The 21,583-nt window shown below is 65.5% G+C and carries 19 protein-coding genes and 2 tRNA genes; 14 read left to right on the forward strand and 7 right to left on the reverse strand.

Annotated features, from left to right (window positions below; translation table 11 throughout):
- Window positions 1-39: 39 nt before the first annotated feature.
- The 5 genes from B2P87_RS11750 (at window position 40) to B2P87_RS11770 (ending at window position 6,820) form a co-directional block, all read left to right on the forward strand.
- Entirely contained in the window at window positions 40-1,800 is a 1,761-nt protein-coding gene (locus B2P87_RS11750) for an ATP-binding protein (protein ID WP_141890059.1), read from the forward strand.
- Window positions 1,797-3,026 carry a sigma-54-dependent transcriptional regulator gene (locus tag B2P87_RS11755; protein ID WP_141890060.1) on the forward strand — a complete coding sequence of 410 codons (1,230 nt, stop codon included), beginning with the start codon at window positions 1,797-1,799 and terminating at the stop codon, window positions 3,024-3,026. Before B2P87_RS11750 ends, B2P87_RS11755 begins: the two co-directional genes overlap by 4 nt.
- A gap of 635 nt (window positions 3,027-3,661) precedes the next feature.
- On the forward strand, window positions 3,662-4,663 hold the full coding sequence (locus B2P87_RS11760; RefSeq protein WP_141890061.1) for a DctP family TRAP transporter solute-binding subunit: 1,002 nt from the start codon (window positions 3,662-3,664) through the stop codon (window positions 4,661-4,663).
- A 103-nt stretch (window positions 4,664-4,766) separates the two neighbouring features.
- Complete coding sequence (locus tag B2P87_RS11765; protein ID WP_141890062.1) at window positions 4,767-5,444, forward strand: TRAP transporter small permease; 678 nt, start codon at window positions 4,767-4,769, stop codon at window positions 5,442-5,444.
- Window positions 5,444-6,820, forward strand: coding sequence for a TRAP transporter large permease (locus B2P87_RS11770; RefSeq protein ID WP_058287985.1), 1,377 nt, complete (start codon window positions 5,444-5,446; stop codon window positions 6,818-6,820). The genes B2P87_RS11765 and B2P87_RS11770 overlap by 1 nt, the downstream gene beginning before the upstream one ends.
- A gap of 243 nt (window positions 6,821-7,063) precedes the next feature.
- Here the strand turns inward: B2P87_RS11770 and tpiA are convergent, their stop codons facing one another.
- The 3 genes from tpiA to B2P87_RS11785 form a co-directional block, all read right to left on the reverse strand.
- Window positions 7,064-7,807, reverse strand: a complete 744-nt coding sequence (gene tpiA, locus B2P87_RS11775; RefSeq protein ID WP_141890063.1) for a triose-phosphate isomerase — start codon at window positions 7,805-7,807, stop codon at window positions 7,064-7,066.
- A gap of 141 nt (window positions 7,808-7,948) precedes the next feature.
- A complete protein-coding gene (locus tag B2P87_RS11780; RefSeq protein WP_141890064.1) occupies window positions 7,949-8,308 on the reverse strand; it encodes a HesB/IscA family protein in 360 nt (119 codons plus the stop codon).
- A 124-nt stretch (window positions 8,309-8,432) separates the two neighbouring features.
- Complete coding sequence (locus tag B2P87_RS11785) at window positions 8,433-8,795, reverse strand: SUF system Fe-S cluster assembly protein (RefSeq protein ID WP_058287988.1); 363 nt, start codon at window positions 8,793-8,795, stop codon at window positions 8,433-8,435.
- 242 nt (window positions 8,796-9,037) lie between these two features.
- Here B2P87_RS11785 and B2P87_RS11790 point away from each other — a divergent pair, with 242 nt between their 5' ends.
- On the forward strand, window positions 9,038-9,796 hold the full coding sequence (locus tag B2P87_RS11790) for a hypothetical protein (protein ID WP_141890065.1): 759 nt from the start codon (window positions 9,038-9,040) through the stop codon (window positions 9,794-9,796).
- A gap of 34 nt (window positions 9,797-9,830) precedes the next feature.
- Here B2P87_RS11790 and B2P87_RS11795 read toward each other — a convergent pair whose 3' ends face one another.
- From B2P87_RS11795 to rimK, 3 genes are all read right to left on the reverse strand, one after another.
- Complete coding sequence (locus B2P87_RS11795; RefSeq protein ID WP_141890066.1) at window positions 9,831-10,109, reverse strand: NfeD family protein; 279 nt, start codon at window positions 10,107-10,109, stop codon at window positions 9,831-9,833.
- Window positions 10,109-10,999, reverse strand: a complete 891-nt coding sequence (locus tag B2P87_RS11800) for an SPFH domain-containing protein (protein ID WP_141890067.1) — start codon at window positions 10,997-10,999, stop codon at window positions 10,109-10,111. Before B2P87_RS11800 ends, B2P87_RS11795 begins: the two co-directional genes overlap by 1 nt.
- 75 nt (window positions 11,000-11,074) lie before the next feature.
- Entirely contained in the window at window positions 11,075-12,481 is a 1,407-nt protein-coding gene (gene rimK / locus B2P87_RS11805) for a 30S ribosomal protein S6--L-glutamate ligase (protein WP_058287991.1), read from the reverse strand.
- A gap of 70 nt (window positions 12,482-12,551) precedes the next feature.
- On the opposite strand from rimK, the gene tgt reads away from it, so the two are divergent.
- From tgt to lon, 4 genes are all read left to right on the forward strand, one after another.
- On the forward strand, window positions 12,552-13,682 hold the full coding sequence (gene tgt / locus B2P87_RS11810) for a tRNA guanosine(34) transglycosylase Tgt (protein ID WP_141890068.1): 1,131 nt from the start codon (window positions 12,552-12,554) through the stop codon (window positions 13,680-13,682).
- A 138-nt stretch (window positions 13,683-13,820) separates the two neighbouring features.
- Window positions 13,821-14,903: an alkene reductase gene (locus B2P87_RS11815; protein ID WP_167510244.1), complete on the forward strand. Its 1,083-nt coding sequence runs from the start codon at window positions 13,821-13,823 to the stop codon at window positions 14,901-14,903.
- Between the two features lie 140 nt (window positions 14,904-15,043).
- A complete protein-coding gene (locus B2P87_RS11820) occupies window positions 15,044-15,703 on the forward strand; it encodes a hypothetical protein (RefSeq protein ID WP_244940790.1) in 660 nt (219 codons plus the stop codon).
- A gap of 244 nt (window positions 15,704-15,947) precedes the next feature.
- On the forward strand, window positions 15,948-18,359 hold the full coding sequence (lon, locus tag B2P87_RS11825; protein ID WP_058287995.1) for an endopeptidase La: 2,412 nt from the start codon (window positions 15,948-15,950) through the stop codon (window positions 18,357-18,359).
- A gap of 324 nt (window positions 18,360-18,683) precedes the next feature.
- On the opposite strand, the gene B2P87_RS11830 is transcribed toward lon, so the two are convergent.
- Entirely contained in the window at window positions 18,684-19,739 is a 1,056-nt protein-coding gene (locus B2P87_RS11830; RefSeq protein ID WP_141890071.1) for a Glu/Leu/Phe/Val family dehydrogenase, read from the reverse strand.
- A gap of 133 nt (window positions 19,740-19,872) precedes the next feature.
- On the opposite strand from B2P87_RS11830, the gene B2P87_RS11835 reads away from it, so the two are divergent.
- From B2P87_RS11835 to B2P87_RS11850, 4 genes are all read left to right on the forward strand, one after another.
- On the forward strand, window positions 19,873-20,328 hold the full coding sequence (locus B2P87_RS11835; protein WP_058287997.1) for an Lrp/AsnC family transcriptional regulator: 456 nt from the start codon (window positions 19,873-19,875) through the stop codon (window positions 20,326-20,328).
- 123 nt (window positions 20,329-20,451) lie between these two features.
- Window positions 20,452-20,526: transfer RNA gene (locus B2P87_RS11840), tRNA-Val, on the forward strand.
- A 115-nt stretch (window positions 20,527-20,641) separates the two neighbouring features.
- Window positions 20,642-21,211, forward strand: coding sequence for a histidine phosphatase family protein (locus B2P87_RS11845; protein ID WP_141890072.1), 570 nt, complete (start codon window positions 20,642-20,644; stop codon window positions 21,209-21,211).
- 75 nt (window positions 21,212-21,286) lie between these two features.
- A tRNA-Val gene (locus B2P87_RS11850) sits at window positions 21,287-21,362 on the forward strand.
- The last annotated feature ends 221 nt before the right edge of the window (window positions 21,363-21,583 follow it).

The following is a 21,583-nucleotide window of genomic DNA, read 5'->3' on the forward strand; positions in this document are numbered from 1 at the left end:
ATCTGGCCAATGCAAGGGGGGCTTTGATAACGTGCCGCCATGAAAACACAAAACCTTCTTCGCTGGAGCCTGCCCGCCGGGTTCCTTTTGGCCGTGGCGGCGCTGGCGCTGGCGGCGTGGTCCTATGGCTACCGGCAGGCGCTGGACAGCCTGGCCGAGCGCAGTGCGGCCGATCTGGCGCTGGCCTCGGACCGGGTGAGCACGCAGCTGCAGGTCTATCAGGAACTGGCGGTGCTGACCGCGGAGCATCCGGCGCTGGCGGATCTTTCCACGCCTGAGGCGCAGGCCGGGGCGGCCAATCTGCTGCGGTCGGTGGCGGACAAGACCGCGGCGCTGGATGTGTTCTTTGCTGCGGCGGACGGACAGGTGCTGGCCGCGGCCGAAGGGGTGACGGGCGCCGGCGTGGCGCAGCAGGATTATTTCATCCGGGCGATGCAGGGGGCCTTGGGCACCGGCCACGGGGTGCTGCAGCCGGACGGCCAGCGGGCCTATTTCTATGCCGCCCCGGCCTTTGCCCCGGACGGGCGGGTGCGCGGAGCGCTGGTGGTGGTGGCCGATGTGGCGGATGTTGAGCAGACCTGGCGCGGCTCGCTGCCGGCGGTGTTCTTTACCGATCAAACCGGCGAGGTGTTCATCGCCAACCGGTCCGAGCTGTTGTTCTGGCAGCGCGGCGGGGCGGCGGCAGAGGCGGAGGCGGGCCAGCCGGAGGTGACCGGCAGGCGCCGTTATGCCGGGCATGAGATCTGGTCGCTCAGGGGCAGTGCCTACCTGCCGCAGCAGGCGCTGCATCTGTCGGTGGACCTGCCGGTCATCGGCATGACGGGCGAGATCCTGGTGGATGTGGCCCCGGCGCGGCGGCTTGCGGTGCTGCAGGCGGCGGCGCTGGCGGCGGTGTGCCTTGCCCTGGGCGCGATGCTGTTCATCGTGATGGAGCGCCGCCGCACCCTGGCGGAGGCCAACGCGGTGCTGGAGAGCCGGGTCGAGCAGCGCACAAGGGCGCTGTCGGCGGCCAACCTGCAGCTGCGCCGCGAGGTGCGCGAGCGCGAGGAGGCCGAGGCGGCGCTGAAGCGCGCGCAGGAGGAGCTGGTGCAGGCGGGCAAGCTGTCGGCGCTGGGGCAGATGTCGGCGGGGATCAGCCATGAGCTGAACCAGCCCCTGATGGCGATTCAGCAGTATGCCGAGAACGGCGCCGCCTTTCTGGAGCGCGGCAAGGCGGCGCGCACCGGGGAAAACCTGGGGCGGATCTCGGACATGGCGGCGCGGATGGCGCGGATCATCAAGAACCTGCGCGCCTTTGCCCGCAATGAAAGCGAGCCGATGGGGCAGGTCGATCTGGTGCAGGTGATCAGCGCCGCGGCAGAGCTGACCGCGCCGCGGCTGAAGGCGGAGCAGGTGGATCTGCGCTGGCAGGCTGCGGATTATCCCGCGCCGGTCTATGCCTGGGGCGGCGAGGTGCGGCTGACGCAGGTGTTCGTGAACCTGATCAACAACGCCGCGGACGCCATGCAGGGGCAGGTGGAGAAGGTGATCTCGATCTCTGTCGACAGCGGCCCGCGGCTGCAGGTGCGGGTGCAGGACAGCGGCCCCGGCATCAAGGAGCCGGAAAAGATGTTCGAGCCGTTCTATTCCACCAAGGTGGTGGGCAGCTCCGAGGGGATGGGGCTGGGGCTGTCGATCTCCTATGGGCTGGTGCAGAGCTTTGGCGGCAACATCCGAGGCACCAACACCGGCGGCGGCGCGGTGTTCACGGTGGAGCTGGAACCCTGGAGCGAGGCCGGGCAGAGGGATGATGCGGCATGATCCGCAAGGTGCTTTTGGTGGATGACGATGCTGCGGTGCGCGAGGCGCTGGCGCAGACGCTGGAGCTGAACGAGCTGGAGGCGGTCGCGGCGGGGTCCTTTGTGGCGGCGAAGGACCATATCACCCGCGGCTTTGAGGGGGTCATCGTCTCGGATCTGCGGATGCCGGGGCGGGACGGGTTTCATCTGCTGGACTATGCCCGCAGCATTGATGACGAGCTGCCGGTGGTGCTGCTGACCGGCGAGGGCGACATTCCGATGGCGGTGAAGGCGATGTCGCAGGGGGCGTTCGACTTCCTGGAGAAACCCTGCGCCGCCGCCGACTTCCTGCCGGTGCTGGAGCGCGCGCTGAAGACCCGGGCGCTGGTGCTGGAGAACCGGCGGCTGAAGCGGCAGCTGGAAACCGGCGATCCGGCGTCCAGGCTGCTGTTCGGCAGCTCGCCGCAGGCGGAGGAGATGCGCCAGCGGGTGCGGGCGGTGGCGCCGACGGGGGCGGAGGTGCTGGTGACCGGCGCGCCGGGCAGCGGCATTTCCAAGGTGGCGGAGGTCATCCACCTGATGTCGCCTGCCGCGCAAGGCCCGTTTGTGAAGCGTCCCGCTGCCGGGCTTGCGGCAGAAACGGTGGCGGAGCTGTGCCAGGAGGCGGCGGGCGGCTCGCTGTTCCTGGATGAGGTGCAGGCGCTGCCGGAAGCGGCGCAGTATGCGCTGCTGGCGCAGCTTGAGCAGGGCTGCGGGGTGCGGATTATCGCAGGCTCCAGCGCCGGTCTGGCGGAGCTGGCACAGGCGGGGAAATTCAGCGCCGATCTGTTTTACCGGCTGGACGTGATGCGGGTGCGCATCCCCTCGCTGGCGGAGCGCCCGGGCGACATTCCCGTGCTGTTCCGGCATTACGTGGCGCAGGCGGCAGAGCAGGCGGGGATCGAGCCGCCGGAGATCAGCCAGGACCATCTGGCGGCGCTGATGGCGCAGGACTGGCCGGGCAATGCGCGCTCCCTGATGTCGGCGGCGATGCGGTTTGTGCTGGGAATGCCGGAGGAGGCTGCCGCTGCCGCCGGGCTGGGGCTGGCGGAGCAGATGGCGCAGGTGGAGCGGTCGCTGCTGATTGCGGCGCTGGGGCGGGCCAACGGGCGCGCGGCTGCGGCCGCGGAAGCCCTGAAGCTGCCGCGCAAGACGTTTTATGACAAGCTGGCCCGCTATGGCATCCGGCCCGAGGATTACCGCCGCTGAGGGCGTTGGGCGCGGGGCCTTTCGGTTCGTCTGATCCGGCGGTGATGCCGGGGCCGTCAAGGAGGCGGCGCCGCCGGAAAGCCCCAAGGGGGCCATGGGCGGAGGGAGGACGGGGGTCGCAAGCCCCCATGTCCGCTGAAGCCTTCGGTGCGGGACGCCCCTGCACCCGATGAAGAGGTGGTCTTGGGGGCCCTGTGATCTCCTGGCGGTGCGGGGTGTCAGTCCGCACCAGTGTCGCGACGGGAGGCAGTATCGCAGGAGCGGGTTAAGGCCGGGGAAGCGGCGCGTGCGGTGGGTGTGCAACACCCTAGCGGACACCCGGGCAGGCGCAGACCTCACGGTGGACAGCAGACGGCGAATCCCTTGCAGTTCTGTCGGGCGCTAACATTTGTGCGGTTTTCCGCACAAAGGCAGAAGCACCTTGTGCGGGATTTCGCACAGCTTTTGATCCGCTTCGCCAAGCTGCATCCAGAGGTCATCGTAACTGACTGTCAAATTGGGAAAATTCCGGGCGGCGGGTGATTCCCGAATCAAAACTTGAGCGGCTTTCCGCAACTTGGGATGCTCTGAGCGGGCTTCAGCCATGCGCTGAGGGCAACATAGAATTTTCTGATGATTTTTCTGGGAGGAAAGACATGAAATTCCTGACCACTGCTGCGACCGCACTGGCACTGGCCGTTTCCGCAGGCGCCGCAAGCGCGGCCTGTGACGACGGCGAAATCGTGGTGAAGTTCAGCCACGTCACCAACACCGACAAGCACCCCAAGGGGATTGCCGCGTCGCTGCTGGAAAAGCGCGTGAACGAGGAAATGAACGGCACCATGTGCATGGAGGTCTATCCGAACTCCACGCTGTATAACGACAACAAGGTGCTGGAAGCGATGCTGCAGGGCGACGTGCAGCTGGCCGCGCCGTCCTTGTCGAAGTTCGAGAAGTTCACCAAGCAGTTCCGCCTGTTCGACCTGCCGTTCATGTTCAAAAACATCGAAGCGGTGGACACGTTCCAGGCGTCTGAAACCGGCCAGGAGATGCTGAATTCGATGCAGCGCCGCGGCCTGCAGGGGCTGGCCTATTGGCACAACGGCATGAAGCAGATGTCGGCCAACAAGCCGCTGGTCGAGCCGTCGGACGCCAACGGGCTGAAGTTCCGCGTGCAGTCCTCTGACGTGCTGGTGGCGCAGATGGAAGCGATTGGCGGCTCGCCCCAGAAGATGGCGTTCTCCGAAGTTTACGGCGCGCTGCAGCAGGGTGTTGTGGACGGGCAGGAAAACACCTGGTCCAACATCTACGGCAAGAAGTTCTTTGAGGTGCAGGACGGCGTGACCGAGACCAACCACGGTGCGCTGGATTACCTGGTGGTGACTTCGGTCGACTGGCTGGACAGCCTGGAGCCGGAGGTGCGCGACCAGTTCCTGACCATCCTGAACGAAGTGACCGCAGTGCGGAACGCCGAATCCACCAAGGTGAACGCCGAGGCCAAGCAGTCGATCATCGACGCCGGCGGCGTGGTGCGTGAACTGACACCTGAGCAGCGCGCGTCCTGGGTCGAGGCGATGAAGCCGGTGTGGGAGAAATTCGCAGGCGACGTCGGCCAGGAGAAGATCGACGCCGCGCAAGCCATCAACGCAGGCCTGTAAGGCAGGCCGCTGCGGGGTGCCCGGTGCGGGCGCCCCGTGATCGCGGGCGGCGCGGGGATCCGCCGCCTGCACCCTTACTTTCCGCAAAACTTGGGAGGCAGCCATGGCGGGGTCCAGAACCGGCCCGAGCGGGCTTATCAACTCACTCGAAGAAACCCTGATCGCGCTCCTCCTGGGGCTGATGACGGTGATCACATTTGCCAATGTGATTGCGCGGTTTGTGTTTAATTCCAACATTCTATGGGCGCTGGAGCTGACGGTGTTCCTGTTTGCCTGGCTGGTGCTGCTGGGCGCGTCGTATGCGGTGAAAACCCATGCGCATCTGGGCGTCGATGCCATAGTCAACATGCTGGCGCCGGGCGCGCGCAAGGCGGTGGCGCTGTTTGCCGCCGCCTGCTGCATCGTGTTCTCGCTGCTGCTGCTGAAGGGCGCCTATGACTACTGGGCGGTGTTTGCCGACCTGCCGCCGACCTCTGGCCGCTGGTTCCCGACCGGGTTCGACATGAAGGCGCGCAGCCAGAGTTTTTATGAGGTGCAGGACGTGCCGATGGTGGCGGTCTTCAAGTTCCTGGAGGACCTGATCAACTACGGCGACTCCTACGAAAAACTGCCGAAAGTGGTGCCTTACGTGGTGCTGCCGGTGTCGATGCTGCTGCTGGTGTTCCGCTTCATCCAGGCGGCGTTCCAGATTGCCCGCGGCGAGGCCGACCGGCTGGTGGCGAGCCATGAGGTCGAGGACGAAATTGCAGAAGTGCAGGCGCAGCGCGGGGAGCATGACTGATGGAAGTGGTAATCCTCTTTGCGATGGTGATTGGCCTGTTGCTGATCGGGGTGCCGATTGCGGTGTCGCTGGGCCTCAGCTCGACCATCTTTCTGCTGATCTATTCGGACAGCTCGCTGGCGAGCGTCGCGGGTACGCTGTTTGAGGCCTTTGAAGGGCATTTCACCCTGCTGGCGATCCCGTTCTTCATCCTCGCCTCCAGCTTCATGACCACCGGCGGCGTGGCGCGGCGGATCATCCGCTTCTCCATCGCCTGTGTCGGGCATCTGCCGGGCGGTCTGGCGATTGCGGGCGTCTTTGCCTGTATGCTGTTTGCCGCGCTGTCGGGGTCGTCGCCGGCCACCGTGGTGGCGATCGGCTCCATCGTGATCGCAGGCATGCGGCAGGTGGGCTACACCAAGGAGTTCGCTGCCGGTGTGATCTGCAACGCAGGCACCCTGGGCATCCTGATCCCGCCGTCGATCGTGATGGTGGTCTATGCGGCGGCGGTTGAGGTTTCGGTGGGCCGGATGTTCCTGGCCGGGGTCATCCCGGGCCTGCTGGCGGGCCTGTTCCTGATGGTCACCATCTATGTGATGGCCAAGGTCAAGAACCTGCCCAAAGGCGAGTGGAGGGGCTGGGGCGAGATCATCACCTCGGGCCGCGAAGCCGGCTGGGGGCTGTTCCTGATCGTGATCATCCTGGGCGGCATCTATGGCGGCATCTTCACCCCGACCGAGGCGGCGGCGGTGGCGGCAGTCTATGCGTTCCTGATCGCGAGCTTTGTCTACAAGGACATGGGGCCGCTGTCGAACGGCGAAGGCGCACCGAAGACGCCGCTGATCAAGAAGCCTTATGCGCTGGTCACGGCGTTCTTCCATAGCGACACCAAGCACACGCTGTTCGAGGCGGGCAAGCTGACGGTGACGCTGCTGTTCGTGATCGCCAACGCGCTGATCCTGAAGCATGTGCTGACCGATGAGCAGGTGCCGCAGCATATCGCCAATGCGATGCTGTCGGCAGGTTTCGGCCCGGTGATGTTCCTGATCGTCGTCAACGTGATCCTGCTGATCGGCGGCCAGTTCATGGAGCCCTCGGGCTTGCTGGTCATCGTAGCACCCCTGGTGTTCCCAATCGCCATCGAGCTGGGCATCGACCCGATCCATCTGGGCATCATCATGGTAGTGAACATGGAGATCGGCATGATCACCCCGCCGGTCGGCCTGAACCTGTTTGTGACCTCAGGCGTGGCGGGCATGCCGATGATGGGGGTGGTGCGCGCGGCGCTGCCGTTCCTGGCGGTGCTGTTCGTCTTCCTGATCCTGATCACCTATGTGCCCTGGCTGTCGACAGTGCTGCCAAATGCGGTGATGGGGCCGGAGATCATAACGAAGTAGCTTTAAGGCAAAAAGAAACGCCCCGGGAAACCGGGGCGTTTTTCGTTTCAGGGGAGGGGCGCTGCCCCGCAGGATTGAATTGGAAGAGGGGCGCTGCCCCGCAGGTTTGAGTTGGAAGAGGGGCGCTGCCCCTCTTGGCCCTTGGCCAATTCACCCCGGAGTATTTAGGGGAAAGATGAAGCCCAGGCAGATTTCATCTTTCCAAAAATACTCAAATCCAACGCCCGCGCTGCTGCGCGCCGGTCAGCTGGCTTCCAGCGCGGCAATGATCGGGGAGAAATCTGCGGCCTTGAGGCTGGCGCCGCCCACAAGTGCGCCGTCGACGTTGGAGACGGCAAAGATCTCCGCGGCGTTGGAGGGCTTGACCGAACCGCCGTAGAGCAGGCGGATGCTGTCTGCGGTCCCGGCGCCGAAGCGGGCGGTGAGCTCGGCGCGCAGGAAATCGTGGACCTCGGCGATCTGTTCCAGCGTCGGCACCTTGCCGGTGCCGATGGCCCAGACCGGTTCATAGGCGATCACGGTGTTTGCGCCGGTGGCATTGGCGGGCACGGAGCCTGCGAGCTGTGTGCCGGCCACCTTGAGCGTGTCGCCGGCCTCGCGTTCCGCAAGGGTTTCGCCGATGCAGATGACGGCGGTGAGGCCTTCGGCCATCGCGGCCTCCGCCTTGGCGCAGACCTGGGCGTCGGTCTCGCTGTGGTCGGCGCGGCGTTCGGAATGGCCGAGGATCACGGCGGAGGCGCCTGCATCCTTGAGCATGGCAGCGGACAGATCGCCGGTATGGGCGCCGGAGGCCCTTGCGTGGCAGTCCTGGCCGCCGATGGCGATGCCCCGGGCGGCTTCTGCGGCGCGCGACAACAGGGTTGCGGGCGGGCAGATCAGGATGTCTGCGGCCGGGGCGGGGTGGCTTTCCGCGAGCGCTGCGAGCTCGGCCAGGGCCGCGCCGGTGCCGTTCATTTTCCAGTTGCCTGCTGCCAGTTTACGCCGCATGGGGGAGTGCCTCCGAATGTCCTGTCTGGGCGTGACTGGTAGCACCGGCAGCCGGGCGGCGCAATTCGCTTGGGCGGGGCAGGGCGATGCAAAAAGGGCGGGGAAGACCCCGCCCGCCGGTTTTGTCCTGGCAGCATTGGCTTAGTTGCCGGGAACCTCCTTGAAGGAGATCGACTCGCCGCAGCCGCAGGCCTCGGCCACGTTGGGGTTGTTGAATTTGAAACCGCTTTCCAGGAGCGACACCTCATAGTCGATTTCGGTGCCGAACAGGAACATCTGCGCCATCGGCGCGATCAGGATGCGGGCGCCGTCCTGTTCCACAACCTCGTCATTCGGGGCGGGCTCATCGACGTATTCCATGGTGTATTCCATGCCCGCACAGCCGCCTTTCTTGACGCCGATGCGCAGGCCGGCATGGCCGTCCTTCTGCATCAGCCTGGCGATCTGCGCCGCTGCCTTGGGCGTCATTGTCACAGCTTGCTTGCCGGGAATTCCAAACATCCGGGTCTCCAAAAGTCGCGCGTTGCTTAGTATCTAGGAGCGCCGTGCCGCGGTCTCAAGGGCGCGCGGGCAGCGGACCGGCGCATCAGCGATGCCGCCCGGGGGCGGGCGCGCCCCAAAAGGCTTACATGAAGCCCAGTTCGAGGCGGGCCTCGTCGGACATCATCTCCATGCCCCAGGGCGGCTCCCAGGTGAGCTGCACGTCAACGCTTTTGACGCCGGGCACCGGCGATACCGCATCAACGATCCAGCCCGGCATCTCGCCCGCCACCGGGCAGCCCGGCGCGGTCAGGGTCATGATGATCTTGACGTCGTTCTCGTCGTTGATGCTGATCGTGTAGATCAGCCCCAGTTCGTAGATGTTCACCGGGATTTCCGGGTCATAGACGGTGCGGCAGGCCTCGGCCACGGCCTCGTACAGCGGGTGGCTGACGGAGGAGGGCGCGATCAGCGGTGCGCCTTCGAGCGGTTCTGAAGGGTTGGTCATGATGGTCCCGGTCTGATTATCCGACGGTTTATATAGGAAATATGCGGCCCGGCGTCCAGAGGCGCTGGGCGCCGCCGCCGGAATGATCTGCCGCCGGGCTGTGCGGGCGGGTTTGATTTGGCGGGTCTGCGCGCTAAATCGTTGCTTCCCCATAATGAAATTGAAAGCTGCCTGGATGCAGCGGCCGGATGCCGCATGCCGGCCGGACCGTGGTGCCTGGCAGTAACGGGGGAGGGAGAGCCATGCCTGAGCCGAGTATGCCTGCACGGGCTGCCGCGATTGCTGGGCCGGCGCTTGCCGCGCTCCTGGGGACCGCCGCCGCGGCCCAGGATCTGAGCGGCTGGCGCTGGCAGCTGACGCCGTTTGTGCTGGCGCCCTCGGTCGAGAGCACGACAGAACTGGGCCGGGCTGCCGGGGATGTGTCATTTGAGGCAAGCGACGTGTTCGATCAGCTGCAGGCGGGCGGAATGCTGCAGTTCGAGGGCGTCCACAGCAGCCGGTTCGGGTTCCGGCTGCGGTATGCGCTGCTGGATGCCGATGCCACCGGCAGCAGCCCTGCCGGGGCGCTGCCTGTGACCTATGATCAGAATGTGGCAGAAGCGGTGGTGACCTACAGTTTCGGGCGCGGCCGGGACAGTTTCCAGCTGTTCGGGGGCGTGCGCCATTGGGATGTGGATGTGATTGCCGGCGTGCCCGGCGGCAGCGTGCGGCAGGGGGCGGAATGGACCGACCCGATTGCCGGGCTGCGCTGGCAGCGGCGCGTGTCGCCGGAGTTCAGCATCCTGCTGGAGGGCGACATCGGCGGCTTCGGCGCCGGGTCGGACCAGAGCTGGTCGGCGATGGGCGGGCTGGTCTATGACCGCTGGGAGCGCGCCTCGATCTATGTGATGTACCGCGGGCTGGGGGTGGATTACCAGGAGGGCACCCGCGGCACCGGCAGTTTCTTCCGCCATGATGCGGTGACCCATGGCCTGCTGGCGGGCATCGGGTTCAAGTTCTGAGGGCGGGCGGCAGCGCGGCGGCCCGCCCGCCGGATCAGTCGTTGATATCGCGGTCGAAGGTTTTGACCTGGCCCTTGGGCAGGGCAAACAGCCGTTTCAGCAGCAGCCAGGCGGCCAGCGACAGGCCGGCAAAGATCAGCAGCAGCAGGGGCAGGCCCCAGCTGGCGCCGGACACCAGCAGCAGCAGCGCCACAGCGGCGGCGCCGATGGCGAAGCCGAGGAAGACAAAGCCGGGCGCCAGGACTTCGAGGATGCCCAGCACCAGCGCTGCCGCGGCCCAGACCCACCAGAGCGTCCAGAAGCCATCTGCCATCACTTGCTTCCTTTCAGCAGCTTGAAGGCATCGCCAAAGGCTTCCAGCGCGTGGGCCGGGACCAGAATGGTCTGCTTGCCTTCACCCTTGCCAAGGGCGTTGAGCGATTCCACCTGTTTGAGAGCGACCTGGTACCGGGCGGCCTCGAGGCCATTTTCGGCAATCGCCTTGGCGACAACCTGGGTCGCGTAGGCCTCAGCCTCGGCCTGGATGCGGCGGGCCTTGGCGGTCTGCTCGGCGGCGTACAGCTCGGCATCGGCCTGCAGCTCGACCGCGCGCTTCTGGCCCTCGGCCTTGGTCACCTCGGCCCGGCGGGCGCGTTCGGCGTTGAGCTGCTGCAGCATGGCGTCGCGGGTGGCCTGGTCGAGGTTCACATCCAGGATCTCGGCGCGGGTCACTTCGATGCCCCAGTCATCCACCGCGCTTTCGACGCTTTCCTGGATGCGGGAAATCAGCTGGGCGCGGTTCGACTGCACCTCGTCCAGATCCATCTTGCCGATCTCGGCGCGCACGATGCCGGCCACGGTGGTGGCAATGGCGCCGTCCACATCGCGGATCCGGTAGACGGTCTTTTCCGGTTCAAGGATGCGGTAGAACACGGAGGTGTCGATCTGCACCAGCACGTTGTCCTTGGTGATCGCGTCCTGGGTGGCGTTCGGGAGCTGGCGCTCCAGGATCGAGATCTTGTGGCGGGCCACGTCGAGAAGGGGCACGATGAAGTTGATGCCGGGCCCCAGCACCGAATGCAGGCGGCCGAAGCGCTCGACCACGTATTTCTCCGACTGGGGCACGATCTTGACCCCCTTGAGCGCGACGATGATCAGCAGGAGGGCGCCCAGCAGATAGAGAAGATTACCGGACAAGAGGTCGAGCAGGTCGTTTTCGGTCATGAATCTGCCTTCTGTTTCAAGCTTCTGCGCGCAGGATTGTGCGGGCGCGCGGGGGAGGTCAAGGGGAACCTCGGATCAGGAGGCGGCGGGTTTGAGGCGCCGCATCGGGGCCGGGCGGACCCGGTCTTCGATCTCGTTATAGATCAGCGCGGCGATGTTCTTGGCGGAGGTCTTTTCGATCCCCTCCAGCCCGGGGGAGGAATTCACCTCCAGCACCTTGGGGCCGGTGGCGGACCGCAGCAGGTCGACGCCCGCCACATTGAGGCCGAAGGCGCGGGCGGCGCGCACGGCGGTGCTGCGCTCTTCCTTGGTGATGCGCACCGGGGTGGCGCTGCCGCCAAGGTGAAGGTTGGAGCGGAAATCGCCCTCGGCACCGGAGCGTTTCATCGCTGCCACCACCTTGGCGCCGACCACGAAGCAGCGGATGTCCTCGCCCGCGGCTTCCTTGACGAACTGCTGCACCAGGAAGTTGGCCTGGAGGCCGCGGAAGGCAGTGATCACGCTTTCGGCGGCCTTCTTGGTTTCCGCCAGCACCACGCCTTTTCCCTGCGTGCTCTCCAACAGCTTGACGATCAAGGGCGCGCCGCCGGCGATGCCGATCAGATTGGCGGTGTCCTTGGGCGAGGCGGCAAAGGCGGTGGCGGGCATGCCGATCTTGTTGCGGGCCAGCACCTGATGCGCGTGCAGCTTGTCGCGGCTGGCGGTGATGCCTTCGGAGCCGTTGACGCAGAAGGTGCCGAGCGCCTCGAACTGGCGCAGGAGCGCGGTGCCGTATTGGGTGACCGAGGCGCCGACGCGCGGGATCACCGCGTCATAGCGGGGCAGGCGCTTGCCGTCATAGTGGATTTCCGGCGCCAGCGCGTTGATCGCCATGTAGCAGCGGGTGGTGTTGATCACCTCGACCGTGTGGCCGCGCTTTTCGCCTTCTTCGACCAGGCGGCGGGTGGAGTAATTGTCCTCGCGGCTGAGCACGGCGATGCGCAGGGCGCGTTTGGGGGCGGTCTTGCGGATGCTGGCGGAGGAATAGACCGAGTAGTCGAGCTGCGGCTGGCAGAAGCGTTCGCCCGGCACCACGGTCATGTTCTCGGTCAGCGCCTGGCGGCCCAGCAGCATGTGTTTGGCCATGCCGCGCCGGTCGGTCAGCGTGAGTTCGACCGTCCAGGTCTGGCCCGCAACCTCCAGCTTGGTCTGGATCACGTAGCGCATTTCCTTTTCGCCGTTGGACGAGGTGACTTCGCGGCGGTCGGTGATCGGGGCGGAGCAGGGGATCTCCAGGTCGTACTGGCCGGGGATCGGGTGCACCATGAAGCGCACCTTGGGGGCGTTCTGCGGCCCGAAAGTTTCGATCTCAGTGGCGTGCAGCGAGGAGGTGCGGGCCCCGGTGTCGACCTTGGCGCGCAGCGCGGGCAGCCCCAGTTCCGGCAGGCTGACCCACTCCTCCCACCCGAGTTTCAGTTGCGGCGCCGGGTCTGCTGTGGACATGCGCGGGGCTCCTTGGCATTAGGGGGAATCGCCGCCTTTCAAATGCGGCAGAGAAGCGCAGGAATACGATATGGCTACCCTTTTCAACTTCGAAATGAAAGCAACGGACGGGAAAGCGCGCACCGGCGTCATCCAGACGCCGCGCGGCGAGATCCGCACGCCTGCCTTCATGCCGGTTGGCACGGCTGCAACCGTGAAGGCGATGATGCCGGAAAGCGTGCGCGCGACCGGGGCCGACATCCTGCTGGGCAATACCTATCACCTGATGCTGCGTCCGACGGCGGAGCGGATCGACCGGCTGGGCGGCCTGCACAAGTTCATGAACTGGGAGCGGCCGATCCTGACCGACTCGGGCGGGTTCCAGGTGATGTCGCTGGCGGGCCTGCGCAAGCTGACCGAGAAGGGCGTGACGTTCAAATCCCATATCGACGGCTCCCGGCATGAGCTGACGCCGGAACGCTCGATGGAGATCCAGCGGCTTTTGGGGTCTGACATCGTGATGTGTTTCGACGAATGCCCGGCGCTGCCGGCGGACCGCGACCGGATTGCTGAAAGCATGCGGCTGTCGATGCGCTGGGCGGAGCGGTCGCGCGAGGCCTTCGGAGACCGTCCGGGGCACGCGCTGTTCGGCATCCAGCAGGGCGGTCTGGAGCGGGACTTCCGCGAGGAAAGCGCCGAGGCGCTGAAGGCCATCGGCTTTGACGGCTATGCCGTCGGCGGCCTGGCGGTGGGCGAGGGGCAGGAGGCGATGTTCGGCTGCCTGGACTTTGCGCCGGACATGCTGCCGGAGGACAAACCGCGCTACCTGATGGGCGTGGGCAAGCCCGACGACATCGTCGGCGCGGTGGCGCGCGGCATCGACATGATGGACTGCGTGCTGCCGTCGCGCTCGGGGCGCACCGGGCAGGCGTTCACCCGCTATGGCGTAGTGAACATCAAGAACGCCCGGCACCAGGACGACCCGCGGCCTTTGGATGAGCAGTGCAGCTGCCCGGCCTGCTCGAACTACTCCCGCGCCTACCTGCACCATGTATTCCGTTCGAACGAGATGATCTCGGGCATGCTGCTGACCTGGCACAACCTGCATTACTTCCAGGAGATCATGGGAGGAATGCGGGAGGCGATTGCCGCAGGCACGTTTGAGGCCTGGCAGAAGGACTTCCACGACACCCGCGCGCAAGGCGATATCGAGCGGTTGTGAACGGGCGCGGCTGAACAGTCACTGTGCGCGGGCGGGCAGGTTCTGTGGCTGACGCCCGGTTGAAAGCGCGGGGCGGAGTGCTCAGGTCATTCCGGCAACGTTCCTGTTGCTGGACACTTTGACCGGAGGGACATCCCCGTGAGCCAAGAACTGTTTTCCGCCACCACCGCTGGCGCAATCGCGTTGAGCAACCGCATTGTCATGGCGCCGCTGACCCGCAACCGGGCTGATGACGAAACCGGCGAGGTGCTGGACCGGCATGCGGAATACTATGCCCAGCGGGCGGGCGCCGGCCTGATCATCACCGAGGGCAGCCAGATCAGCCCCGAGGGCAAGGGGTATATCCAGACCCCGGGCATTCACACCGCGGCGCAGGCTGCGGCCTGGCGCAAGGTCACGGATGCGGTCCACGCCAAGGGCGGCAAGATCGTTATCCAGCTGTGGCATGTCGGGCGTATCACACATGACTCGCTGCTGCCCGGGGGCACCAGGGCTGTGTCCTCCACCGATGCCGCGGCAGAGGCGCAGACGTTCACCCATGAAGGGTTCGTGCCGACGGCCAAGCCGCAGGCGCTGAGCGCGGAAGACATCCAGCGGGTGATTGCCGACTTTGTGCAGGCCGCGAAATACGCCAAGGACGCGGGGTTTGACGGTGTCGAGCTGCATGCGGCCAACGGCTATCTTCTGGAGCAGTTCCTGAAGGACGGGGTGAACACCCGCACCGATGCCTATGGCGGCTCCCCGGAAAACCGCGCCCGCATCGTTTTCGAGATTCTTGACGCGCTGCAGACGGTCTGGGAGGCCGGCCGCATCGGCCTGCGCCTGTCGCCGTTTGCCACCTTCAACGATGTGTCCGACAGCGATCCCGTGGGTCATTACGCGCCGCTAATCCAGAAACTGAACTCCTATGGCCTGGCCTATTTGCACATGGTCGAAGGCGAGACCGGCGGCGCCCGGGCCGGGGATTTTGACACCCTGCGGAAGATGTACGCCGGCACCTATATGGCCAACAACGGCTATGACCGCGGCACCGCGCTGGCGCGGACCGCCTCGGGCGAGGCTGACCTGGTGGCCTTCGGCCGCCCCTTCATCGCCAACCCGGATCTGGTGAACCGGCTGGCAGCAAACGCGCCGCTGAACGAAGGCGATCCGGACACTTTCTATGGCGGCGGAGATGAGGGGTACACCGACTACCCGGTGATGCAGCAGGCGGCTGAATAGCGCTGCTGCCCTGATCAGGGGCCGGCGGCGGGGCAGCGAACGCCCGGCCGCCGGTGCCATTTCAGCGGGTTTCGGCGCGCCCGTTCACCTGTTGTGAAGACCCTGTCTGCTACCCTCGCGCAAAAGCGGGGAGGATGGCGATGACCTGGTTGCGCGCATTTGTTCTGGCGGTTCTGCTGGGAAGCTCGCCGGCGGCTGAGGCTCAGACTGCGGACGCCGCCCGCTCTCCCGGATCGCTGGCGGAGGCATCAGGTTTTTTCAAGGCGCCGCCGCTGGATGGCTGCACCCTCACGCTGGAGGAACTGGTCAAGGGCAAGTCCAGCGCCTTGCGCGGGCGCTGGATCATGAAAAAGGGACCGGGCGAAATGGGTCTGGTCTCGGCCGGGCGGGTCGAAATGCAGCCGATGCCGCAGCGCAGCGGCGAAATTCTGTCGCTGGATTTCAGGAACGGCCGGCTGGTGGCGGGATCGCCCGTGCTGGGGTTCATGCCGGTCGCGGTTGAGGACCGCGCGCCGCCGGCGCCGGGCAGCGGGCTGCGGGCCGAAAGCGCCGGCCGCGGCGACCTGCCGGACGATGCGGAGGTGTTTCTGGACGAGATCGCCCTGGGCCCCTTGCCCTGCGGACCGGATCAGCTGCTGCGTCTGAACATTCAGGCGCAGCAGGACACCGGAACGGGGCATGTTTTGCAGCAGACATACCGATTGTTCTTGATCGATCAGTCGCGAATGAGCGGCACCTACAGCGAGACCGGGGCACCAGGCCGCATAGAGCGCGGCCTGGTGACGCTGGTGCGGCGCTGAATGGCGGAATCCGCCATGCTGACTGGCCGGATCCGGCGCCTGCTCAGGCGCGTTAGCGCTTTGGTCACCCTCCGGTCATTTGCGCCTTGTGGTCCGGGCGCGCTGCGGGCAAGGTGGGGCCAACCAAGCGGCGGGCAGGTTGAAAATCATTAACCATCCCCCCAGATAAAGACATCCAATGAGGAGACGCGCCAAGTGCTGCCGGGACCGGGGCCGGGCCGTCTTGCCAAGCAAAGGACCGAGTATGCAAGAGCCACTCAATTCCTCCTATCCCGTGCTGCCGCTGCGCGATATCGTGGTGTTCCCCCACATGATCGTGCCGCTGTTCGTGGGCCGGGAAAAATCGGTGCGCGCCCTGGAAGAGGTGATGGCGGACGACAAGCAGATCCTGCTGTCGAGCCAGATCGACCCCTCCGAGGACGACCCGGAAACCGATAGCATTTACACCGTCGGCGTGCTGGCCAACGTGCTGCAGCTGCTGAAGCTGCCCGATGGCACCGTCAAGGTGCTGGTCGAGGGCCAGACCCGGGTCAAGATCACCGAATTCCTGGAAAACGACGACTACTTCGAGGCGAAGGCCGAGGAGCTGGCGGAAATGCCTGGCGACGTCACCACCACCGAGGCGCTGGTGCGCACCGTGGGCGACGAGTTCGAGCGCTATGCCAAGGTGCGCAAGAACATCCCCGAGGAAGCGCTGTCTGCCGTGGGCGAGACCGCTGAACCGGCCAAGCTGGCCGATCTGGTGGCGGGCCACCTGGGCATTGACGTCGACCGCAAGCAGGAGCTTTTGGAAACCCTCTCCGTCAGCGAGCGGCTGGAGAAGGTCTATGGCCTGATGCAGGGCGAGCTGTCGGTTCTGCAGGTCGAAAAGAAGATCAAGACCCGCGTCAAATCCCAGATGGAGAAGACCCAGCGCGAGTACTATCTGAATGAGCAGATGAAGGCCATTCAGAAGGAGCTGGGCGACGGCGAGGAAGGCGCAGGCGAAATCGCTGAGCTGGAAGAGAAGATCGCCGCGACCAAGCTGTCGAAAGAGGCGCGCGAAAAGGCGGATGCGGAGCTGAAGAAGCTCAAGAACATGTCGCCGATGTCGGCGGAAGCCACGGTGGTGCGCAACTACCTCGACTGGATGCTGTCGATCCCGTGGGGCACCAAGTCGCGCGTCAAGAAAGACCTGAACAAGGCGCAGGAGATCCTGGACGCGGATCACTACGGGCTGGAGAAGGTCAAGGAGCGGATCGTCGAATATCTGGCGGTGCAGCAGCGCTCGGCCAAGCTGAAGGGGCCGATCCTGTGCCTCGTCGGCCCGCCGGGCGTGGGTAAGACCAGCCTGGGTAAATCGGTTGCCAAGGCCACCGGGCGCGAGTTCATCCGCATCAGCCTGGGCGGCGTGCGCGACGAATCCGAGATCCGCGGCCACCGCCGCACCTATATCGGTTCGATGCCCGGCAAGATCATCCAGGCGCTGAAGAAGGCAAAGACCACCAACCCGCTGATCCTGCTCGATGAAATCGACAAGATGGGCCAGGATTTCCGCGGCGACCCCGCCTCGGCGATGCTGGAGGTGCTGGATCCGGAACAGAACAACACCTTCATGGATCACTACCTTGAGGTGGAATACGACCTGTCGAACGTGATGTTCCTGACCACCTCGAACAGCTACAACATGCCTGGGCCGCTCCTGGACCGGATGGAGATCATTCCGCTGTCCGGCTACACCGAGGACGAAAAGCGCGAGATCGCCAAGCAGCACCTGATTTCCAAGCAGGTGAAGAACCACGGCCTGAAGGCCAAGGAGTTCGAGCTGACCGAGGACGCGGTGACCGCGATGATCCGCACCTACACCCGCGAGGCGGGGGTGCGGAACCTGGAGCGCGAGATCGCCAAGGTGGCGCGCAAATCGCTGACCAAGATCGTCAAGAAAGAGGCGGAGACCGTGACTGTCACGCCGGACAACCTCGACGAGTTCCTGGGCGTGCCCAAGTACCGGTTCGGCCTGGCCGAGAAGGAAGACCAGGTCGGTGTGGTCACCGGTCTGGCCTATACCTCCGTCGGCGGCGAGCTGCTGTCGATCGAGGCGCTGCGGCTGCCGGGCAAGGGCCGGATGAAGACCACCGGCAAGCTGGGCGATGTGATGAAGGAATCGATCGAGGCGGCGTCGTCTTATGTGCGCTCGGTCTCGCCGAAACTGGGCATCAAGCCGACGAAGTTCGACCATTGGGACATCCACGTGCACGTGCCGGAAGGCGCGACGCCCAAGGACGGCCCTTCGGCGGGTCTCGCGATGGTGACCTCCATCGTGTCGGTGCTGACCCAGATCCCGGTCCGCAAGGACATCGCGATGACCGGCGAGGTGACCCTGCGCGGCAATGCGCTGGCCATCGGCGGCCTCAAGGAGAAGCTGCTGGCGGCACTGCGCGGCGGCATCAAGACGGTGCTGATCCCGCAGGAGAACGAAAAGGACCTGCCGGAGATTCCGGACAATGTGAAGGAAGGCCTGGAGATCATCCCGGTGTCGCATGTCTCCGAAGTGCTGATGCACGCGCTGGTCTCGCAGCCTGAGCCCATCGAATGGGATGAAGCGGCTGAAGAGGCTGCCGCGGCCAAGGCGGCGCTGAAAGGCTCTGACGAGGGGGCGGGGGCAACCGCCCACTGATCCCGGCCTCAGCTTGCTGGAAAAAAGAAAGGGCGGTCCCGCGGGGCCGCCCTTTTTCAGGTGTTCTCTTCCGTTCTGGCCCTTCTGAGCGGGGCTGTTATGTCACTGGCACACCGGGCGCGCGCGCTCAGGCCGTCCTCCCGCCCGTCGCCGGCTGCGCCAGGGCGCATCCGCTCCCGTTGGGCGTGGCGCCGCACCCGGGGTGCGGCGCGCGGCCTGCCCGGAAGGGCCAGGCCGCCAGGCCCAAAGGCAGGATGGGGTCCGGCCGCAGGCCGGGGACCGTTCAGCCGCGGGAGTGCCCCGCGGCTGCGCCGGACTAAGGGATCAGGCGGCCTTGCTGGCCTTCTCCATCTTGGCCTGCACGGTGGCGATGGCCATTTCCGCCGGGCTGACGTCCGCCGCCTGGGCCTGGGTCAGGATCGCTGCCATGGTTTCATCCAGCGCCCGCAGCTTCTCGGCGACAAAGCCCTCGCGGTCCTTGATCTTCTGGATCTCGGTGGCGACGTTGATGATGCCGCCGCCGTTGGCCACGAAGTCGGGCGCATAGAGGATGCCGCGGGCATGCAGCGCCGCGCCGTCCTCTGCCGTGGCCAGCTGGTTGTTGGCGCCGCCTGCGACGATGTCTGCCTTCAGCTGGGGGATGGTCTGGGCGTTCAGGATGCCGCCGATGGCACAGGGGGCAAAGACGTCCGCCTCGGCGCCGTAGATCTCCGCCAGCGGCACTGCCTTGGCGCCGAACTCTTCGATCGCCCGCTCCACACGGCTCTCGTCGATGTCGGTGACAACCAGTTTGGCGCCGGCCTCGTGCAGGAACTGGCAGAGGTACCAGCCGACGTGGCCCAGGCCCTGCACCGACACGGTGACGCCGGACAGGTCGCGGCTGCCGTGCTTGCGGGCGCGGGTGGTGCGGATGGCGTTGAAGATGCCGCGCGCGGTGATCGGCGAGGGGTCGCCGCTGGCGAACTCGCCGTCCGCGAGGCCCGCCACAAAGCGGGTTTCCTCCGCCAGGATGGCCATATCCGCCGGGCTCATGCCCATGTCCTCGGCGGTGATGTAGCGGCCGTCCAGGCTCTCGATGGCGCGGGCAAAGGCGCGCAGCAGCTCAGGCGTCTTGTGCTTGGCGGGATCGCCGATGATCACCGCCTTGCCGCCGCCCAGCGTCAGCCCCGCGGCCGCGTTCTTGTAGGTCATGCCTTCGCTGAGGCGCTTCACGTCGGTCAGCGCTTCGTCTTCGCTGGCGTAGGGCCGCATGCGCAGTCCGCCGGCGGCCGGGCCCAGGCGGGTGGAATGCACGGCGATAAAGCCCAGGAGGCCAACGGACGGCTCCTCGACGCGGTAAATCTCTTCATGGCTGCTGGATGCGACGGCAGTCACTGTCATTTGGTTTGATCCTCCTAAACCTTCCCGGAATAATAGCGGGTCCGCAGCGCCGGTTTTCACCAAAAAGCGGTGCGGGAATCGGCTGTTTTGGTGGTAACCTCCAACAGGGGCGTCACGTTTAGGGAAAACCGCCATGGATTCGATTGACCGCAAGATTGTCGCCGCGCTTCAGCGCAACGGGCGGCTGAAGATTTCGGAACTGTCCGGCATGGTCGGGCTGTCGCCCACGCCCTGCGCCCGCCGGGTCGCCAGCCTGGAGGAGAGCGGCGTGATCTCCGGCTATTCCGCCCGCGTCGATCAGGCCAAGCTGGGGCTGCCTGTCACCATCTTTGTGGCTGTGGAGCTGGACAGGCAATCCACCGAAGCGCTCAGCGCCTTTGAAAACGCGGTGCGCCGGTTCGATCAGGTGATGGAATGCTATTTGATGACCGGCACACGGGATATCCTGCTACGGGTGGTGGCCGAAGATCTGCCGGATTTCGACCGCTTCCTGGAAGACAAGCTGATGCGGGTGCCGGGCATCCGCAACACGCGCTCCAGCTTTACCCTGCGCACGATGATCCAGCGCGACGCGCTGCCTGCCTGCTGACCAGGTCACGGCGCCGTCCGCGGGCGGCTGCAACCGCGCGTGAAGAAAATGCGCGCGAGGGGCAAAAATCTTCTGCCGGCCCTCTTGCGGAGCCTGCATCCGGGCGTTAAAAGCCTGCCTCACGGGTGATTAGCTCAGTGGTAGAGCGCTTCGTTCACATCGAAGATGTCAGGAGTTCAAATCTCTTATCACCCACCATTTTTCCGGAAAGGCGCTCCCTGCGAAGGTTGAGCGCCTTTTTCCGTTTCCGGGGTTTCGCTGGCGGCGGCTTGCGGCTACCAATTTGCCCGAGAAACCGGGCAGGGGGCGCGTGATGCAATTTCCGAAAATCTGGCTGCTGCGGCACGGGCAGACCGAATGGAACGCCGAGCGGCGCATCCAGGGCCAGCTGGAATCGCCGCTGACGCCGCTGGGGGTTCAGCACGCCCGCCGGCAGGCTGCGCTGATGGCGCCGGTGATGGAACAGGCCCCGGCCTGTTATGCCTCGCCCCTGGGCCGGGCGCAGCAGACGGCGGATATTGCCCTTGGCGGCGCGCCGTTTGCGACCGATCCCCGCCTGGCGGAAGCCTTTGCCGGAGATTTCCAGGGCATGACGCTGGCAGAGGTTGCAGCGCAGTACCCGCAGATCCACGGGGAGAACCCGTACAATCTGGACCTGTTCTGCGAAGCGCCCGGCGGCGAGGGGTATGACAGCTTCCATGGCCGCATCCTGGACTTCATGCAGTCGCTGACCGGCCCGTCGGTGGTGGTGGCGCATGGACTGTTGGGGCAGGTGATGCGCGGTATCGTCTGCGGGCTGAGCCGGGACCGGATGGCGGCGCTGCCGAACGGGCAGGGCTGTGTCTATGTGCTGGAAAACGGGGCGGAGACGGTTCTGGAGTGACCGGGCCGGGCTGGTCGAAAAATCTGCTTTTTACTCTTGAACTGCCGGGCGGCTTTGTCTAAATCCCCGCTCATCGGGTCGTTAGCTCAGTTGGTAGAGCGCTTCGTTTACACCGAAGATGTCGGGAGTTCGAGCCTCTCACGACCCACCATCCCCCCTTGCAGAACAAGACCGAAGTTCGCCCATGAGGCGGTGCTGATAAGTCGTTTTTCCTGCCGTTTCAGGGGGTTGTCTGGCGCAGGTCATTTTTTTCCCGGAAAGTTCGGAAAAAGGCAAAACACGGCTTGACGGCTTAGGGGGGTGGGAATATTACAGCCCAACATTCAGCAGCGATGCTGGATTTGCAGCGGGCGGTTGTAGCTCAGTTGGTTA

The sequence above is a fragment of the Leisingera sp. UBA4491 genome, assembly GCF_002388965.1.
Lineage (GTDB): Bacteria > Pseudomonadota > Alphaproteobacteria > Rhodobacterales > Rhodobacteraceae > Leisingera > Leisingera aquaemixtae.

Coding starts and splice junctions, on each gene's coding strand:
- B2P87_RS11750 (WP_141890059.1), top strand. CDS start 40: ATGAAAACACAAAACCTTCTTCGCTGGAGCCTGCCCGCCGGGTTCCTT.
- B2P87_RS11755 (WP_141890060.1), top strand. CDS start 1,797: ATGATCCGCAAGGTGCTTTTGGTGGATGACGATGCTGCGGTGCGCGAG.
- B2P87_RS11760 (WP_141890061.1), top strand. CDS start 3,662: ATGAAATTCCTGACCACTGCTGCGACCGCACTGGCACTGGCCGTTTCC.
- B2P87_RS11765 (WP_141890062.1), top strand. CDS start 4,767: ATGGCGGGGTCCAGAACCGGCCCGAGCGGGCTTATCAACTCACTCGAA.
- B2P87_RS11770 (WP_058287985.1), top strand. CDS start 5,444: ATGGAAGTGGTAATCCTCTTTGCGATGGTGATTGGCCTGTTGCTGATC.
- tpiA (WP_141890063.1), bottom strand. CDS start 7,807: ATGCGGCGTAAACTGGCAGCAGGCAACTGGAAAATGAACGGCACCGGC.
- B2P87_RS11780 (WP_141890064.1), bottom strand. CDS start 8,308: ATGTTTGGAATTCCCGGCAAGCAAGCTGTGACAATGACGCCCAAGGCA.
- B2P87_RS11785 (WP_058287988.1), bottom strand. CDS start 8,795: ATGACCAACCCTTCAGAACCGCTCGAAGGCGCACCGCTGATCGCGCCC.
- B2P87_RS11790 (WP_141890065.1), top strand. CDS start 9,038: ATGCCTGAGCCGAGTATGCCTGCACGGGCTGCCGCGATTGCTGGGCCG.
- B2P87_RS11795 (WP_141890066.1), bottom strand. CDS start 10,109: ATGGCAGATGGCTTCTGGACGCTCTGGTGGGTCTGGGCCGCGGCAGCG.
- B2P87_RS11800 (WP_141890067.1), bottom strand. CDS start 10,999: ATGACCGAAAACGACCTGCTCGACCTCTTGTCCGGTAATCTTCTCTAT.
- rimK (WP_058287991.1), bottom strand. CDS start 12,481: ATGTCCACAGCAGACCCGGCGCCGCAACTGAAACTCGGGTGGGAGGAG.
- tgt (WP_141890068.1), top strand. CDS start 12,552: ATGGCTACCCTTTTCAACTTCGAAATGAAAGCAACGGACGGGAAAGCG.
- B2P87_RS11820 (WP_244940790.1), top strand. CDS start 15,044: ATGACCTGGTTGCGCGCATTTGTTCTGGCGGTTCTGCTGGGAAGCTCG.
- lon (WP_058287995.1), top strand. CDS start 15,948: ATGCAAGAGCCACTCAATTCCTCCTATCCCGTGCTGCCGCTGCGCGAT.
- B2P87_RS11830 (WP_141890071.1), bottom strand. CDS start 19,739: ATGACAGTGACTGCCGTCGCATCCAGCAGCCATGAAGAGATTTACCGC.
- B2P87_RS11835 (WP_058287997.1), top strand. CDS start 19,873: ATGGATTCGATTGACCGCAAGATTGTCGCCGCGCTTCAGCGCAACGGG.
- B2P87_RS11845 (WP_141890072.1), top strand. CDS start 20,642: ATGCAATTTCCGAAAATCTGGCTGCTGCGGCACGGGCAGACCGAATGG.